At 52.2% G+C, this 15,282-nt stretch carries 14 protein-coding genes and 1 tRNA gene; 4 read left to right on the forward strand and 11 right to left on the reverse strand.

The genetic code is table 11. From position 1 onward, the window contains the following. Nucleotides 1-165: 165 nt before the first annotated feature. Both KJ869_10475 and KJ869_10480 read left to right on the forward strand, forming a co-directional pair. On the forward strand, nt 166-852 hold the full coding sequence (locus tag KJ869_10475; protein MBU1577612.1) for a response regulator transcription factor: 687 nt from the start codon (nt 166-168) through the stop codon (nt 850-852). Next, on the forward strand, nt 852-2,600 hold the full coding sequence (locus KJ869_10480) for a HAMP domain-containing protein (protein MBU1577613.1): 1,749 nt from the start codon (nt 852-854) through the stop codon (nt 2,598-2,600). The genes KJ869_10475 and KJ869_10480 overlap by 1 nt, the downstream gene beginning before the upstream one ends. A gap of 280 nt (nt 2,601-2,880) precedes the next feature. On the opposite strand, the gene KJ869_10485 is transcribed toward KJ869_10480, so the two are convergent. The 4 genes from KJ869_10485 to KJ869_10500 all read right to left on the reverse strand — a co-directional run bounded on the left by KJ869_10485 (nt 2,881) and on the right by KJ869_10500 (nt 6,877). Continuing rightward, the gene (locus KJ869_10485; GenBank protein ID MBU1577614.1) at nt 2,881-4,092 is read right to left on the reverse strand and encodes an MFS transporter; all 1,212 of its coding nucleotides are present in this window, start codon (nt 4,090-4,092) and stop codon (nt 2,881-2,883) included. Further along, entirely contained in the window at nt 4,089-4,517 is a 429-nt protein-coding gene (locus KJ869_10490) for a chromate resistance protein (GenBank protein ID MBU1577615.1), read from the reverse strand. Before KJ869_10490 ends, KJ869_10485 begins: the two co-directional genes overlap by 4 nt. A 185-nt stretch (nt 4,518-4,702) precedes the next feature. Further along, the gene (locus KJ869_10495; protein ID MBU1577616.1) at nt 4,703-6,133 is read right to left on the reverse strand and encodes a catalase; all 1,431 of its coding nucleotides are present in this window, start codon (nt 6,131-6,133) and stop codon (nt 4,703-4,705) included. Between the two features lie 327 nt (nt 6,134-6,460). Next, entirely contained in the window at nt 6,461-6,877 is a 417-nt protein-coding gene (locus KJ869_10500; protein ID MBU1577617.1) for a hypothetical protein, read from the reverse strand. 264 nt (nt 6,878-7,141) lie between these two features. Between KJ869_10500 and KJ869_10505 the strand changes: the two genes are divergently transcribed. Together KJ869_10505 and KJ869_10510 are read left to right on the forward strand one after the other, a co-directional pair. Next, nucleotides 7,142-7,217: transfer RNA gene (locus KJ869_10505), tRNA-Glu, on the forward strand. A gap of 159 nt (nt 7,218-7,376) precedes the next feature. After that, nucleotides 7,377-7,742, forward strand: coding sequence for a helix-turn-helix domain-containing protein (locus KJ869_10510; GenBank protein ID MBU1577618.1), 366 nt, complete (start codon nt 7,377-7,379; stop codon nt 7,740-7,742). A gap of 136 nt (nt 7,743-7,878) precedes the next feature. Here the strand turns inward: KJ869_10510 and KJ869_10515 are convergent, their stop codons facing one another. From KJ869_10515 to KJ869_10545, 7 genes are all read right to left on the reverse strand, one after another. Then, nucleotides 7,879-8,979 carry a threonylcarbamoyl-AMP synthase gene (locus KJ869_10515; protein MBU1577619.1) on the reverse strand — a complete coding sequence of 367 codons (1,101 nt, stop codon included), beginning with the start codon at nt 8,977-8,979 and terminating at the stop codon, nt 7,879-7,881. 10 nt (nt 8,980-8,989) lie between these two features. Continuing rightward, nucleotides 8,990-9,487 carry a peptide deformylase gene (gene def / locus KJ869_10520; protein ID MBU1577620.1) on the reverse strand — a complete coding sequence of 166 codons (498 nt, stop codon included), beginning with the start codon at nt 9,485-9,487 and terminating at the stop codon, nt 8,990-8,992. 34 nt (nt 9,488-9,521) lie between these two features. Next, nucleotides 9,522-9,779, reverse strand: coding sequence for a preprotein translocase subunit YajC (gene yajC, locus KJ869_10525; GenBank protein ID MBU1577621.1), 258 nt, complete (start codon nt 9,777-9,779; stop codon nt 9,522-9,524). Nucleotides 9,780-9,869: 90 nt separating this feature from the next. Further along, nucleotides 9,870-10,262, reverse strand: a complete 393-nt coding sequence (locus KJ869_10530; protein ID MBU1577622.1) for a cytidine deaminase — start codon at nt 10,260-10,262, stop codon at nt 9,870-9,872. 70 nt (nt 10,263-10,332) lie between these two features. Next, nucleotides 10,333-11,508: a phosphopentomutase gene (locus tag KJ869_10535; GenBank protein MBU1577623.1), complete on the reverse strand. Its 1,176-nt coding sequence runs from the start codon at nt 11,506-11,508 to the stop codon at nt 10,333-10,335. Nucleotides 11,509-11,763: 255 nt separating this feature from the next. After that, nucleotides 11,764-13,569 carry an Ig-like domain-containing protein gene (locus KJ869_10540; GenBank protein ID MBU1577624.1) on the reverse strand — a complete coding sequence of 602 codons (1,806 nt, stop codon included), beginning with the start codon at nt 13,567-13,569 and terminating at the stop codon, nt 11,764-11,766. An 18-nt stretch (nt 13,570-13,587) separates the two neighbouring features. Continuing rightward, nucleotides 13,588-15,231 carry a hypothetical protein gene (locus tag KJ869_10545; GenBank protein ID MBU1577625.1) on the reverse strand — a complete coding sequence of 548 codons (1,644 nt, stop codon included), beginning with the start codon at nt 15,229-15,231 and terminating at the stop codon, nt 13,588-13,590. Between the last annotated feature and the right edge of the window lie 51 nt (nt 15,232-15,282).

The raw sequence follows: 15,282 nt of genomic DNA on the forward strand, positions 1-15,282 counted from the left end.
TTCTGTCTAAATATAACCTTCTGCAGTTATGAAATGATTACAGTAATGTTAAATTCATATTAAATATGATTTAACCCGGAATTAACAATTTCTTAACCCTTTTTCTCTTTACTTTATATATAATTTCAACTATTATCTAATTGAATATATGGAGATACTGAAGATATGCCCAAGAAGATATATATTGTGGAAGACGAAAAGGATATAGCCGATATCATCAGGCATTATCTAAAGAATGCCGGATACACAATGGAAGAATTCGATGACGGAGAAAAGGCTCTGCGCCGTATACATGTTTCGGTCCCGGATCTTTTGCTGCTGGACCTGATGCTGCCTGGCATGGATGGCTTGGAGCTTTGCCGCCTGCTGAGATCGGAACCGGCCACTAAAAAACTGCCCATCATAATGCTTACGGCCAAGGGCGAGGAGACCGACAAGATCGTCGGCCTGGAGATGGGCGCCGATGATTATATAACCAAGCCATTCAGTCCTAAGGAACTGGTGGCCCGGGTCAAGGCTCTTTTCCGCCGCAACCAGCCGGATGTGGAAGCGGCAAAGAACATTCAATACGGTAAGCTTTTCCTTGATGTCGAGACCCATACCGTATCCATCAATAACAAAGAACTGACGCTTACCGCCAAGGAGTTTGCCCTGCTGGAATATCTGCTGAAACGTAAGGGCAAGCTGGTGTCGCGTGACAACATACTCGATGCGGTTTGGGGCATGGACTATTACGGTGGTAACCGCACCATTGACGTCCACATCCGCCATCTGCGGGAAAAGATACCCCTTTTAAAGACCTCCCTGGTCACCGTAAAATCATTCGGTTATAAATTGAAGGACGAAAAATAATGGCCAAAAGCCTTAAATCCAGGCTGCTTTCTATCACCCTGCTGACCATCATCTGCATGATAGGCTTGCTGAGTATTTATCTTTCAGCGGTCAGCCGCCATTACCTGCTTAACATAACCATCAAGGGAATGGAACCTCTGGCCAGACTGACTGCGGAGAACATCTCCAAATCAATGACCGGTCCGTCCCCTGTTCATCTGGATTCGCTGGCCGACGGTTTTTCTAAAATCATAGGTTATCGCATAACCATCATAGATGCTACCGGCAAGGTCTGGGGAGACTCCGACGAAGACGGTGCGAACCTGGCCGCAATGGACAATCACCTGGGCCGCCCTGAAATACGAAACGCTTCCCGAACCGGAAGCGGACATTCATTGCGCTACAGCCAAACGCTTAAAAAGGAACTGATCTATCTGGCGGTACCAGTCATTGTCCGGGGTATTCCTTGGGGTTATTGCCGCATTGCCTGGCCGTTCACCGATTTCGCCGCCTACCGCTGGCACCTGTTCTTTTCATTGATAACCGGGTTCCTCATGGCCGCCGCCCTTTTGATCTTCATTTATAACGCCTACTGGAACGCCGTCATCAAATCGATAAAAAAACTGGAAGAGGCTGTGGCCCGGATAAGCGGCGGGGATCTTTCCGCCCGGGCTCCTACCAACCAGAGCAGCGCGGAATTGAATTCTATCGCCGACTCGCTAAATAAATTGGCCCAATCATGGGAGCAGACTCTGTCCGACCGTGACGGACAAAGACTCCGCCTTTCAACGGTCATGCAAAGCATGTCCGAGGGAGTGCTGGTGATTGACAATCGCCAGAGGATAACGATGATAAACACTCCGGCCTGCCGTATGTTCGATTTAGAACATTCCGGTTGCCCGGGCAAACTTCTCATTGAGGTCATTCGCCATCCGGAAATAGAAGAATGGTCTCGAAATTGTTCCTCGGGCCTCGAATTTACGGTCGGCAATAAGAGCTACCTGGCTCATGGATCACCCTTAGAAAACGGAAAGAAAGAATCGGACATAGTTATCGTCATTACCGATATCACGGATTACAAAAGACTAGAGAACGTCCGTAAGGATTTTGTGGCCAATGTTTCCCACGAACTGAAAACACCGCTGTCGGCCATAATTGGTTACAGCCAAGCTCTCCATGAAGGCAATTACCAGAATACGGAACAAATGAATGATTTCCTGGAAAGGATACACCGGCAGTCGGAACGCATGAACCGGATAGTAAACGACCTTTTGGCCCTGTCGGCGTTGGAAACCGGAAGTTACCAGATCAACCTCAGGCCGGTTCCGCTGAGGGAACTGTTACAACGAGCAGTAGAAAACATCCAACAGCAGGCCGACCAGAAGGAACAGGTCATGTCAGTAAAGAATATCCCCGATATTCTTCAAATAAAGGCAGACGAAGTCAAAATGGTACAGGCACTGACCAACCTATTGGACAATGCTTCAAAATATACACCCGAGAAAGGAAGAATTGAGATCTCGGTCGAATCCAGCGAAAACAGCATTAGGATAAAGATATCAGACAACGGAAGCGGTATATCCTCCGAGCACCTCCCCCGCATTTTCGAAAGATTTTACAGAGTTGATAAGGGGCGATCCCGCGAATTAGGGGGAACCGGTTTGGGATTGGCTATCGTCAAACATATCGCAGAAATGCACGGAGGGAAGATGGGGGTAGAAAGTGTTTTGGGGAAAGGAAGTACGTTCTGGATGGAATTGCCGGTATAATAAAGAATATTTGGAAGAACCATGAAAACTAAAACAGCCCCACCTCCTTTAAGAGATGGGGCTGTGAGCAGGGGAGTGGGGTAAACTTAGTTTTCCGTTAATTGAATAATACTCCGTTGCCGAAGGTCTGGAATGTAGATATATCCTTGGTATTCATAGATCGCGGTTCGGACTTTGTCCACTACGGTCAGTCAGTATACTAAGTCCTAACCGAATGAAAAGAGGTAACCTTTAAGGTTACCTCTTTTCTATTGGATCACCGTGTTTAATATAACTGAATTTAAACACTTTTCAGGTCGCGGCCGAATGCCCAGAAGTACAATGTCCCCAGCAGGCCAAACCCGGTTGCCGTCAGCAGATTGGCAGCCGGGGATATTTGCCAAAGGAACGCCCCGCCGAAGGCCGCCAGGGACACGATCACATCCCGCACCAGATAGTATAACCCGAACATCCCGGCCTTCTTGTCCTCGGGCGCCAGGTCCATGATCAGTGCTTTCCGGGTGGGCTCTCCGAACTCCTTAAGGCCCCGGATGACGAACGCCAGCACCATCATCGGGAATGAGTGCGAAAACAGCAGGAACAGTGGAAACACCGTGAAATTGAAAAAAGTGATCAATACAAAGGGCTTCTTGGTGGACTTGTCGGCCAGATAGGCCACTGGAATATATACCAGCATGGCGACCACCATTTCGATGGCCGTCAGCATTCCGAACTGGAAGGCAGAAATAGTGTTGTTCTTAAGGCACCAAACCACCACGAAGGCGTAGGGTATCTGCTCGGCGTAACGGATCAGGATGTCCGAAACCAGCAACCGTTTAAGGTCCGCGCCCATGAACCGCCACAGTTTGAACGGGTTTTTCTCGGCTGACCCCTGGATGGGTTTATCATCATCTATCATCACCTGCTGAACAAATAATGACACCAGACCCAACACAAATGCGGCCACGAATGCCATCCGCACGCCGGTCTTTTCGCCATAGATGCCTATCAAAGCTCCGCCGATCAATGGCCCCAGCGCCATCGGTATCCTCCGCACCAACGAATGCATGGAAACGCCCATGGTACGTTTGTTCTGGGGCAATGCCTTGGAGACCAGGCCCATGATCGCCGGAAGTGAAATGGCGGTCCAGGACAGGAAGAATACCGCACCCGCGAAAACTGCCGGCCAATAAGGGAATATGATGACGATGGCGTAGCCGAACAGGGCGATCAGGTTGAATACCAGAAGGGCTTTCTTATGTCCCAGCCGGTCCGACAAATACCCGCCGGGGAAAGAGTATAACGCCGAAAACAGATTGTCCATTCCGTTGAGAAAGCCCACCGACAGGAATCCGCCGCCCAGCGCCAGCAGATAGATCGGCAGGAAGCGCTCGGCCATCTTCTCCCCCAGTCCCACTAAGATCACCATGGACATAAGGGCCACCATCGACTTCTTCAGGCCCAGGAACTCGATGGCTTTATTACGCCACGAATTTTCCTTGGAATTGGTCATTTCGGGGCCTGCAGACGGAAATAGTTATAGAGCGCATCATAAACTTGGAACTGTTGTTCGATATTCTTATGGTCATCGGAATACAATAATGAATACCCCTGAGCAATGGCTTCCAGTCCAGAGGCGAAAGGATTCTTGTCCATGGCACCGGTATCGGCGGCGTTGACCACGTCCGCCAGTTTCAAAAGAGCCGGATCCTTGAGGTTGTATTTATTTACTATCGACACGAAACTGCAATGACCGTCCTGATGTCCCAACTCGACGCCCGGCGCATCGAACGGTATGGCATTAAGCCGTTTGGCCTCTGCGTCAACCAAGTCCTTGGCGACGAAAACGAACTCCGCCCCGGCATCTACGAACCGCTTGATAAGCCAGGGGCAGGCCACGCGGTCAACATGAACATGGGCACGGGTTATCCATTTCATACTAAACTCCTTATTGTTTAAATTACTCGTGGGCAAATTGTAAGCGATAATGAAAGCAATTACAAGTAGGCTCTACAAGTGTTGATAGAGTATTAGGATTTTAATTCAGCCCGTATATAATGTACGTACTGAATAAAAGAGAGGCAACCTCAAAGGTTACCTCTCTTTTTTAACAACGAGTTTTCCTACTTGCCACCCAATGCTTTTCGCACCCCCTCGGCATACGCCGGATCAGCTTTCTGGAAATGCCCCAGTTGCCGTTCAATGATCTCCTTGGGAACATCCTTTATTGACCCGGCGATCGCCGCATGCAGCCGGTTTCGCTCGGCCTGCGGCATCAGCCGGTAGAGGTTGCCTGCCTGGGTGTAGTCGTCGTTGCCGACATGATGGTCATATCGGTCGGCATCCCCGCTGATGCGCAGCGGCGGTTCTTTGAACCGGGGATCCTCGATCGGACCGCCGAAGCTATTGGGTTCGTAGTTGACCGCGCCGCCGCTGTTGCCGTCGAACCGCATCCGGCCGTCCCGGTAATAGTTGTTGACCTGGTTTCTGGGCTTGTTGACGGAAAGGCTCTCGTAGTTGACCCCTATCCGGTATCGCTGGGCATCGGCGTAGGATAAGATCCGCATCTGCAACACCTTGTCCGGACTATGACCGATGCCCGGCACCACGTTTTTAGGCCCGAATGCCGCCTGCTCAACCTCGGCGAAATAATTCTCCGGGTTCCTGTTCAGCTCCATGATGCCGACGTCGATCATCGGATATTCCTTATGGGGCCAAACCTTGGTGAGATCGAAAGGATTGTACGACGTTTTTTCGGCGTCGGTCTCGGGCATGATCTGGACCTGCATCTTCCAGCGGGGAAATTCACCCCTGGCGATCGATTCGAACAGATCCCGCTGGTTGCTTTCCCGGTCCTCGCCTACCAACTTGGCGGCCTGCTCGTCGGTAAGGCACTGGATGCCCTGCATCGTCTTGAAATGGAACTTCACCCAAAACCGCTCGCCCTTGTCATTGAACAGACTGAACGTGTGACAGCCGTAACCATTCATGTGCCGAAAGCTTTTCGGGATGCCGCGGTCCGAGAAGAGGATGGTCACCTGGTGCACCGACTCCGGTGACAGCGCCCAGAAATCCCAGGCGGCGGTGGCGCTGCGGAGATTGGTCTTAGGATCGCGCTTCTGGGTATGGATAAAGTCCGGGAACTTGTAGGGATCGCGGATGAAGAATACCGGAGTGTTGTTTCCCACCAGATCCCAGTTTCCCTCCTCGGTGTAGAATTTCAGTGCGAACCCCCGGACGTCGCGCTCGGCATCGGCCGCCCCACGCTCTCCGGCCACCGTAGAGAACCGCTGAAAATACTCTGTTTTGACGCCGGGCTTGAAGACGGCGGCCTTGGTGTATTTGGTGATGTCGCCGGTTATGGTCAAGGTGCCATAGGCGCCCGAACCCTTGGCGTGAACCACCCGTTCCGGAATGCGCTCCCGGTTGAAGTGGGCGTGTTTCTCGAACAGTTGCCAGTCCTGCACCAGCAGCGGGCCGCGCGGTCCAGCGGTCAACGAGTTTTGATTATCGCTGACAGATATCCCGGCGTCGGTGGTAAGTTTTTTCTTCATTGGCCCCTCCTTGACTGTTTTGTTTGATGGTACTAACTTTTTTACCCCGGAATGTCTTTGCCCCATTAGAAATAAGCCGTATTAGTACGGTATCACTATATTATCAATTTGTCAAGTATCGCCTGAAAATATAGACGTTGTTCGGTACTTCAAGAATATGCCGACGGTTAAAAATGAGTTCCGGGTTGGATGTAGCACCGATGCTTATATTAACCGAGATACGCGATTCGCGGTTTATGTGGATCTCCGGTGAAATAATTTCCACCCTACCCGACTATAAGGGAAGGGCTGAAGCATGCTTCAGCCCTCACTTTGGATCTCCCGGACCTATTCGCCCTCCAGGGCCCGCAGGATCTTATCCAGCTTGATATTTATCTTATCCAGTTCCTTTTGCACCTGGTCTCCGCCGCCCGGGCTGGAATGCTCCCGGGGGGCGAACCGGTCGGGTCTGGAAAACCGTGGGCGCTCGGGCCGGTCAAAGCGCCGGGGTGCTTCCGAGCCCTCCATTTTCCTGAAGCAGTCACGGCAGTAGATGGGCTTGCCTCCGGTGGGCTTGAAGGGGACCTCGCAGCTTGTCCCGCAGCTGTCGCAGGTTGCCGGGTGCATCTGCTTGTCAAAGCTGCCCTTGCCGAAATCATTCCCCCCGCGGGGGCCGAACTTTTTGGGGCCCCGGCTAGGAGGCCTACCGGAACCCTTTTTTTCAAATTTGCTATCGCGCTCGAACTTTTTCATTTTTGCTTTCATTATTTATAATTTACTAAAGGTCAGGGCCATCAATACCGGCTGTTCCCTTTTAGTTAAGTATACACGGATTGGCCGTCAATTACAAGATGAAAGAAAGGGTTGCTGATATGTCCTTTATATCAGCTTTTTGCCAAAAGCACGCCTACAAAACCCCCAATTCTTTTATCTATTGACTTTTTAGGGATAATATTATAAAATACATATAAGTTCAGTTAGGATAATGACTGAACATCGTTCGTAAAAGGGGTACAGATCGCATAATACGGCGCTATCGTCTAGTGGCCTAGGACGGATGGTTCTCAGCCATCAAACCGGGGTTCGATTCCCCGTAGCGCTACCATATAAGGGATGCCTCTTGCGGCATCCCTTTATTATAAATAATGATTTTGCCGGCTATTTACATTTACAGTTTTCACCCTTATAATGATAAGGTAAGTTATTGGCTGGATTGTCACACATCCATAATAGATATATTTTAACCATAGATAAGGATAATATCATGAATACTTTCATAAGGCTGTTGGGAGACCGAGTTCGCAAACTGAGAAAGGCCCAAGGCCTTTCTCAGGAAAAATTGGGGGAGAAGGCCGGTTTTGATTACCGCTATATCGGTTTCATTGAGCAAGCCAGGGTCAATCCCACCATCAAGACCCTGGAGAAGGTTGCCAATGCCCTCAATGTATACCTTTGTGACCTCTGTCCCAGCCAGGAGGATCTCAACAAGAACAAGAAGGGCGTTCCTGCCCAGATCACCGAACGGGAAAAGATCCTGTCCAAGATCATGCGCCATTTGAACAAGATAGACAACAACAAGCTGAAGAACATAGAACGCATCATCAAGATCACCGTCGAGAACGATAATTAGTCAGCACGGCTTAACGAAAAAGACCGGCATTTTATGCCGGTCTTTTTTAATTATTAACGACGTATTTATAAGCCGTTTATTCATCTGATCCTGTTTCATTTTTCAAATTGAAAAACAGGGCGTCTCAAACGCCCTGTCAGTCCAGCTTCTCTTTTATCAACTCCAGAACATCCGGCATCTCGGCCTTGATGAGATCCAGGGTCTTTAAGTAATCCCCCAGGGTTCCCCCGATGGGATCGGGAACTCCGTCAGGAGATAGCAGATTCACTTCGTTTTCGGGAGCCAGTTTTTTAACGTCCTGGCGGTGTTTTTCCTCCAGGGCTATTATCAGATCCGACTGCCGGACCCTGTCTTTGGTGCAGGCCGAGGATTGGTGCTGGCTGATGTCAAAGCCGTTCTGGGCGGCCGCCTGCTGTGAGTTCCCCATGGCGGGCATTCCCGGCATGGCTCCGGTTCCGCATGACCTTACGACAACCCTATCCTTCCATATCTTGGGAAGGATATGCCTCAGGTACCCTTCGGCCATCGGGCTACGGCAGGTATTGCCGGTGCATACGAACAGCACCTGGATCTTTTTGAGTTTCACCGGGATCCCGATCTCCTGCCGGATACGGTTTAGGGTGATGGCCCCCTTCCGGAGGATCACCGGATGATCTGCCGAAATATCCAGCACGGTTGACGGATTATTCCTGGCTATCTCCCCCCCGTCCAGCATCAAATCCACCGGACCCGGCAATGAAGCCATAACCTCCTGGGCGGAAAACGACTCTCCGAACCCGCTTCGGTTGGCGCTGGTGGTAGCCAGCGGCAGGCCAGCGCGGTTGATGATATCCTGCAATAGTGAAGAATCGGGAATTCGCAGGCCGATGGTCCCATCCTTGTCAAGCCCCCATTGTTTTACCGTCGGGGATGCCTTTACCACCAGGGTCAACGGGCCGGGCCAGAAGGCCCGGATCAGCTTGCCGGCATAGGCTGGAAGATCCTGGGAATATTGGCCCAGCTCCTCCGTTTTTCCCAGAAACAATATCAGGGGGTTTTTAAAATCCCGTCCTTTTAACTTATATATGGATTTAACCGCCTTGGCCGAATCGGGCCGGCACCCTAAGCCGTAGACGGTATCGGTGGGAAAGGCTATGATTCCCTGTTCATCCAATACCTGGGCCGCCCGGGCAACGGCAAAAGAGTCCGGCTGCCCGGACTCAACCCTTATTATCAATCCTTTTTTCCGTCTGAACATAACCTTGAAACTATTCTTGTTTCAATTTTTTCAATTTGTTTTTTAATAGCTGTCTTTTGATGGTGCTCAAATGATCTATCAGCAACACGCCGTTAAGATGGTCCGTCTCATGCAGGAACACCCTGGCCAGGATATCGCCGGCCTCATATTCCATTTCGTTGCCGTCAAGATCCAGTCCCGTCAGAGCTATTTTTTGGGGCCGTTTCACATCGACATAGATACCGGGAAAGCTCAGGCATCCCTCCTCGTAATTAACCTCGCCCTCCCGCAGATGGATCTTCGGGTTGATCAGCACCAGCGGCTGTTTGATCTTCTCATTCATCAAAGGCAGATTTATGATGCAAAGCGATTTGGAGTGTCCCACCTGCGGGGCCGCCAGCCCCAGGCCCCTGGCCTGGTTGAGGGATTCCATCATCCTCTTGGCCAGCTGGTCTATCGAACCATCTATGTTTTCGATGGTTTGGGCCTTTTTTCGCAGAATCGGGTCGCCGAAGATCCTGATGGGCATTATTTTATTTTCCTGGCCGGTCACTGGAAGATACCTATTTGTTTTCGATCTTGGAGGCCACGGTTGATTTCTGAACCTCTATCTTGACGTTCTCGTCTATCTTCAGCACCACGATATTCCTCTGTTCGTCGACCCCGACGATGGTGCCGTGGATGCCCCCGGCCGCCACCACCTTATCGCCCTTCTGCAGGGTGTTCAGCATCTCCTTGTGCTTCTTCTGCTGTTTCTGCTGGGGAAGTATCAGCAGCAGATAAATGATCACGAACATGATGATAATGGGCAGCAGCCCCATCAGCCCCCCGCCCGAGCTTCCCCCGGACGGCAGTCCGCCCTGTCCCAATGCAAATGCTATTCCGAACAATTTGGTTTCCTCCTTTTATATTTATTTTAGTGATTTTGGCCCAAAGGCAAACGGTAATAATTTCTTCAGGGTCGTTTTGATGGTCCTCTTCTTGCCCGGCATGATGACCGATATATCCGGGGCGAATTCGTTCAGCACCTGGCGGCAGGCCCCGCAGGGGGCGGTCGGCTCCGGGCTGTCGGACACGATGGCGATGGCCCGGAATTCCCTTTCCCCTTCGGAGAGGGCCTTGAACACCGCATTCCTTTCGGCGCAGCAGGCCAGCCCGTAGGAGACGTTCTCCACATTACAGCCGGTGAATATCCTGCCGCTTTTGCCCAGCAGGGCGGCTCCCACCTTGAACTTGGAATAAGGAGCATAGGCCGCTTTTTGTGCCATTTTGGCCGAGGCGATTAAGTCTTTGGTGCTTGGCATGCAGGATCCTGTCATTTCCATCTCCAGTCAAGCTAAAAATGTAATATATCTTCTTGGCGGCCTTGGCGTCTTAGCGGTTAATTAAGCCCAGAAAGCTCTGCCCGTGCTCCAGTCCTTTTATCCCGAACATCTCCGCCAGGGTGGCGGCTATATCGGAAAAACTTTCCCTGATGCCCAGATTGATGCCGCTTTTTATCCCCGGCCCGTAGACCAACAGCGGCACGTATTCCCGGGAATGATCGGTGGATGATGTGGTGGGGTCGTTTCCATGGTCGGCGGTGATGATCAGGATATCATCGCCTGTCATTTTATCGAGCAGACCGGGCAGCCAGGCATCGAAATCCCGCAGGCCCTGATAAAAGCCCGGCGCATCGTTACGATGCCCCCAGGTCATGTCGAATTCCACCAGGTTGGCCATCAGCAGGCCCTGGGATAGCATTGGCCAGGCGTCAAGGATCTTGGCCATGCCGTCAGGGTTGTCGTCGCTGTGGAGGCTCTGGGTCAGCCCCTGGCCGGCATAAAGGTCGTGGATCTTGCCCACCCCCACCACCTCCAGCCCGGCTTTTTTAAAAAGATCCAAAATGGTGGGCTTGGGCGGCTTAAGCGAGAAATCCTGCCGGTGCCCGCCCACCCTTTGGTAACTGCCGGAGGTTCCCATAAAGGGCCGGGCGATGATCCTCCCCACCGCATGCTCCCCGGCCAAAATATTCCGGGCTATCCGGCACCAGTCGTAGAGCTGTTCCAGCGGGACCACCTCTTCGTGACAGGCAATCTGAAATACGCTGTCGGCCGAGGTATAGATTATCGGATAGCCGGTCCTGACATGTTGATCGCCCAGTTCCTTGATGATCTCCGTCCCCGAGGCGGTCTTGTTGGCCAGGATATCCCGGCCGATGGCCTTTTTAAAAGGCTCTATGATCTCCGGGGGAAAGCCTTGGGGATAGGTGGGAAAGGGTTTTTCGGTTATCAGCCCGGCCATCTCCCAGTGCCCGTCGGTGGAGTCCTTGCCCGGCGATTTTTCGGCCATCTTGCCGTAACTGCCCGAGGGCTTTGAATCCGGCTCCATCCCGGCCAGGGGAATGATATTCCCCAGCCCCAGTTTTTGCAGGTTGGACAGCTTAAATCCCCCCGGTATCGCCCGGGAGATGTTGCCCAGGGTATTACTGCCACTATCCCCGTATTTTGCCGCATCGGGCAGTTCGCCCACCCCGCAGCCGTCCAGCACTATTAAAATAGCCCTGTTCATAAGTATTTGATATGATAGTGAAAATTTGACAGGAGTGCCTTCGCTAAAGCTGCTGCACTTAAAGAAGACCGAAAGGTAGCGTAAGCGAATTTACAGGATTTTTATGATTTTAGGATAAGGATAATCCGATTAATCTTGTCAATCCTGTCTTGACCAAAGGCATAATGTAACGGTTTCAATTATCTCACATTTTTTTAAGATTGTAAATAGCAAAAGCCCCCCGCCCAAAGCGGGGGGCTTTATGTTGGATTTTTCTTAGTAAACTACCAAGCGAATGTTGTCGATATAAAAGCCTTCCGACGGCCAAACGTTGCCCACGGCATCGGTGTCAAAGGCCAGAGCCAAACGCACCCTGGCGCCCAGATAACCATTAAGGCTCATACTCGTGCTAAGCCAGGCGGCAGAAGTACCCGACCAGGTTATTACTGTGCTCCAATTTGCACCATTGTCGGTGGAGGCGATCAGGCGGCAGGCGTCGGCCCCGCCATCGGTCTGATACCATCGATCATACCGTATGCGGCAGTTGCTGTAAATGTTGTAGGCGGTAAGGTCTATCTCCGGCATCATCAGGGTGTCGTGCACCGCGGTGGGTCCCGCCACCAGATAACTGGAGTCGGCATCCACCCCGCAATGCCAGGCATATAGCCCGCCATTATTAGTATTTGCAGATACACTTCGGGTGCTGCGATGCCATAGCTGCGGGGTCGTGCCACGAGTTGACCAACCTACGTTTCCATCCTCTGCCATATCATTGAATAGGATCATCTCCAGGCCGGAATTATAGGCGATGGAGGCAAACAGATCGTCCGATGTCTGATAGGTGCCCTCATTGGTGGTATAGGCGGCCTCGCCGGAGATACCATTGTTGTTCTGATCCAGATAGAATCCGGCGGTATCCCTCACCAGACGGCTGACCCACAGGTAGCCCGATCCGTCGTAGTTCTCCAGGGAGTAGCGCACACCCATGGTGTCGGGAAGTATGCTGATGCTGCCCGGGATGTACTCGGTGTAATTGGAGTTGTTATAGATCTTGATGTTCGATGTATTGAGGGTGGCCGGGTTCATCTTGCGGGTGAACCGGATCACCAGGCCCCGGTTGGCATCAACATAGGCGGTTGACAGCACCCGCAGGTTGGTGGCCTGGGCGGGAATGCCTCCGTTGCGGGGATCGTAAGTGCGGAACTTGATCCGCTCCCGATCCAGGAACTCGTTCTCGGCATCTCCATTGCTGTTCCCGTCAAGCATGTTGCCCTTCATGTCCTTGATGGAGGTCTTTACGGTGAAGAAATAATCGTTGGAATCCACCAGGACCGTGGCCAAAGGACGGAAACGAACGATATACAGGCTCGGTGCGAAACTTTCCTCAACATACATGGCCGGAAGGGTGACCACCTGGCCGTTGGCCTTGGTCAGCACAAAGGCATCCTGGGTGATGCTGGCCCGGTCAACGCTGTCGTTATCCGTGATCCATATCTCAATGGAATCGGTGGTGCTGAAATAGATAGCGTCGTTGGTGGGATTGATCATGCCCACCAGGGGAGGCGTAACGTCGTAGGCAGCGGTGGTTGTGGTAAAGCCCGTGAATTGCTCCCGATAAAAATCCTGCGGGTCCACCCAGTCGTTGCCGTTGCCGTCCAGGGCATGCCCGTGGATGTCCCTGACACCGGTGGTGACCGTCACCAGGTACCTGGCGTCATCATCCCAGCCATTGGTGGCTTTGATGATGGCCTTTTTGGAGGTCTTGTCGTAGGACACTGTGTACTGCTGGGGGGTGGATAGATGCTCCACCTCCTGAAGCAGGATGGTGCTGGTGGTGACGGTGGCCGGGTTGATGTCGGCGTCGAACAGCACTATGATCTCATCGTAGGTCGGCGACTCATAAAGGGCATTGTTGCCGTCCCGGGTGTTGATGCTCAGCACGGTCGGGCCCTGGGATTCCATGGCGGTGGTCGGCAGGAATGAACTGGTGATCGGTTCGAACGGATTTTCCTTCTTGCCGCATCCCACGATGACGGCCCCGATCAAAAGGACAACAGTCAGAGTATATAAGGCTTTTTTCATCTCTTTTGTTCCTCTCTTTTAGAATTTAAATACGGCTGAAAGCTTCCAATTGGTCAGGTCGTTCAACTGGGCAAAGCCCATGAAATCCAACTGCAGGTTGGGGGTGACCTTCCATCCGGCGCCGTAGGTATAGTTGGTGTAGCTGTAAGCCTCTTTGTAGGTCTGGGATACTCCGGTCACATCATCCAGCGGATTGGGGGTATAGGTGGTGGTGGTGGAGCCGTCGCCCATGCGGGTGACGGTGGTCTCCATCTCGCTGCCGCCGGTCAGGGTCTCGTTGTCGGTGAAGTCAAAATTGCTGATCTGATGATCGGCTCCCAGCCGGAAGACTATATTATCGGTCAGATTGAACTCCACTCCCACCGGCAGTGAAAGCAGGTATCCGGCTTCGGTGACCTTGTATTCCCAGGTCTCCCCCCGGGTGGTGGTCGCCACATAGCTGGTGGGCAGGGAGGTGTTGTTCATAAAGCGATACTCGGATACTGTCCGATCTGCCCGGTCACTGGTTCCGGTCATCTCCGTGCCGCTGGTGGTGAAGCCCAGCCCGATGGCGAATACGGCCTTCTCCAGCTTGGCGGTGTTGACCATCCGGAAATCTATCTGGTTCTGGGTATATTCCCCGGTAACCGCTTCGGTATAGCTGTCGGTGTAATAATCCGAGCTTATACTCACGCTTTGCTCATGATAGGCTCCCTCAAAGGTCGCATCCTCCGCGGTGTAACCCATATGTGTGAACTGCAGGTCAAAGCGGGTATTGACGTCATCGGTCCACTTGTAGACATAGGCACCGCCGCCGGAAAAAGCGGTCCCGGAGTATGTGATGTCGCGAGTCTCGGTCTCGGTCTCGCCGTAGCTGTCGCCGCCGGGGACGGCCTCATTGTAAATATAATCATATTCTTCCAACATATCAATACCGCCCATGCCGATGGCCAGCCGCAGGCTGAGGTCCATCTTGTCATTCATCGGCTTCCAGACCGAGGCGCCGATCCAGTTCTCGGAGCTGATCTCGGCAAAGCTGCCGGTATCGCTGCCGGCCTCGGTATAGATGGTCTGCCCGGTTATGATGTTCTGCTCCAAGAGGTCCCAGGTTGCGAAACCATCCTCTTTGTAGGACTCTACGGTGCGTTTGAAAGCCAGGCCCAGTCTCATGTCGTTTACCTGTCGGGCGTATCCCAGGAAATAATCGGTCTTGCCTTCCTGGCCCTGCCACTGGTCTTCTTCCTTGGTGGTCTCCCTGTAATCGTATCCGGGGTTGGTCCCGGGATCGATGTCGGTCAGGGTCACATTTTCAACGACCTGGCTGTCGGCCTCCATTATATAGTTGCGGGAATACAGCAGACCCAGCTTGCCATAGCCGAAGATATCCGAGGTTCCGCCCACCACATAGGTGCCGGCATCGGAGGGGTTGAACTGTTCTTCGTTCTTGTTGTAGATGTTGGCCAGGTTGGTGTAGAGGTACTTGCCGTCGATCAGGTCGATCCGGGCCGGATCCAAAAATCCCCAGCGGCCCAGCATCAGGTCCAGGTTATCCTCCAATAACCCGGCGGTCGACTGGTTGCGGAACGAATTGTACCAGGGATAGGTTTGCTCCACTGGCGCCTGGGCCAAAGCTGCTGACGCCATCACTAGCAAAACCAGGACGGTCAAAACTTTTGCTCTCATTTTTCCTCCAATTATTAGTTTAGCTTTAGGTTGATGATATTAATGTAAGTT

This window comes from Candidatus Edwardsbacteria bacterium (assembly GCA_018821925.1).
GTDB lineage: Bacteria > Edwardsbacteria > AC1 > AC1 > EtOH8 > UBA2226.

Coding starts and splice junctions, on each gene's coding strand:
- KJ869_10495 (MBU1577616.1), bottom strand. CDS start 6,133: ATGAAGAAAAAACTTACCACCGACGCCGGGATATCTGTCAGCGATAAT.
- KJ869_10485 (MBU1577614.1), bottom strand. CDS start 4,092: ATGACCAATTCCAAGGAAAATTCGTGGCGTAATAAAGCCATCGAGTTC.
- yajC (MBU1577621.1), bottom strand. CDS start 9,779: ATGGGGCTGCTGCCCATTATCATCATGTTCGTGATCATTTATCTGCTG.
- KJ869_10535 (MBU1577623.1), bottom strand. CDS start 11,508: ATGAACAGGGCTATTTTAATAGTGCTGGACGGCTGCGGGGTGGGCGAA.
- KJ869_10545 (MBU1577625.1), bottom strand. CDS start 15,231: ATGAGAGCAAAAGTTTTGACCGTCCTGGTTTTGCTAGTGATGGCGTCA.
- KJ869_10475 (MBU1577612.1), top strand. CDS start 166: ATGCCCAAGAAGATATATATTGTGGAAGACGAAAAGGATATAGCCGAT.
- def (MBU1577620.1), bottom strand. CDS start 9,487: ATGCCCATCAGGATCTTCGGCGACCCGATTCTGCGAAAAAAGGCCCAA.
- KJ869_10490 (MBU1577615.1), bottom strand. CDS start 4,517: ATGAAATGGATAACCCGTGCCCATGTTCATGTTGACCGCGTGGCCTGC.
- KJ869_10480 (MBU1577613.1), top strand. CDS start 852: ATGGCCAAAAGCCTTAAATCCAGGCTGCTTTCTATCACCCTGCTGACC.
- KJ869_10530 (MBU1577622.1), bottom strand. CDS start 10,262: ATGCCAAGCACCAAAGACTTAATCGCCTCGGCCAAAATGGCACAAAAA.
- KJ869_10510 (MBU1577618.1), top strand. CDS start 7,377: ATGAATACTTTCATAAGGCTGTTGGGAGACCGAGTTCGCAAACTGAGA.
- KJ869_10500 (MBU1577617.1), bottom strand. CDS start 6,877: ATGAAAGCAAAAATGAAAAAGTTCGAGCGCGATAGCAAATTTGAAAAA.
- KJ869_10515 (MBU1577619.1), bottom strand. CDS start 8,979: ATGTTCAGACGGAAAAAAGGATTGATAATAAGGGTTGAGTCCGGGCAG.
- KJ869_10540 (MBU1577624.1), bottom strand. CDS start 13,569: ATGAAAAAAGCCTTATATACTCTGACTGTTGTCCTTTTGATCGGGGCC.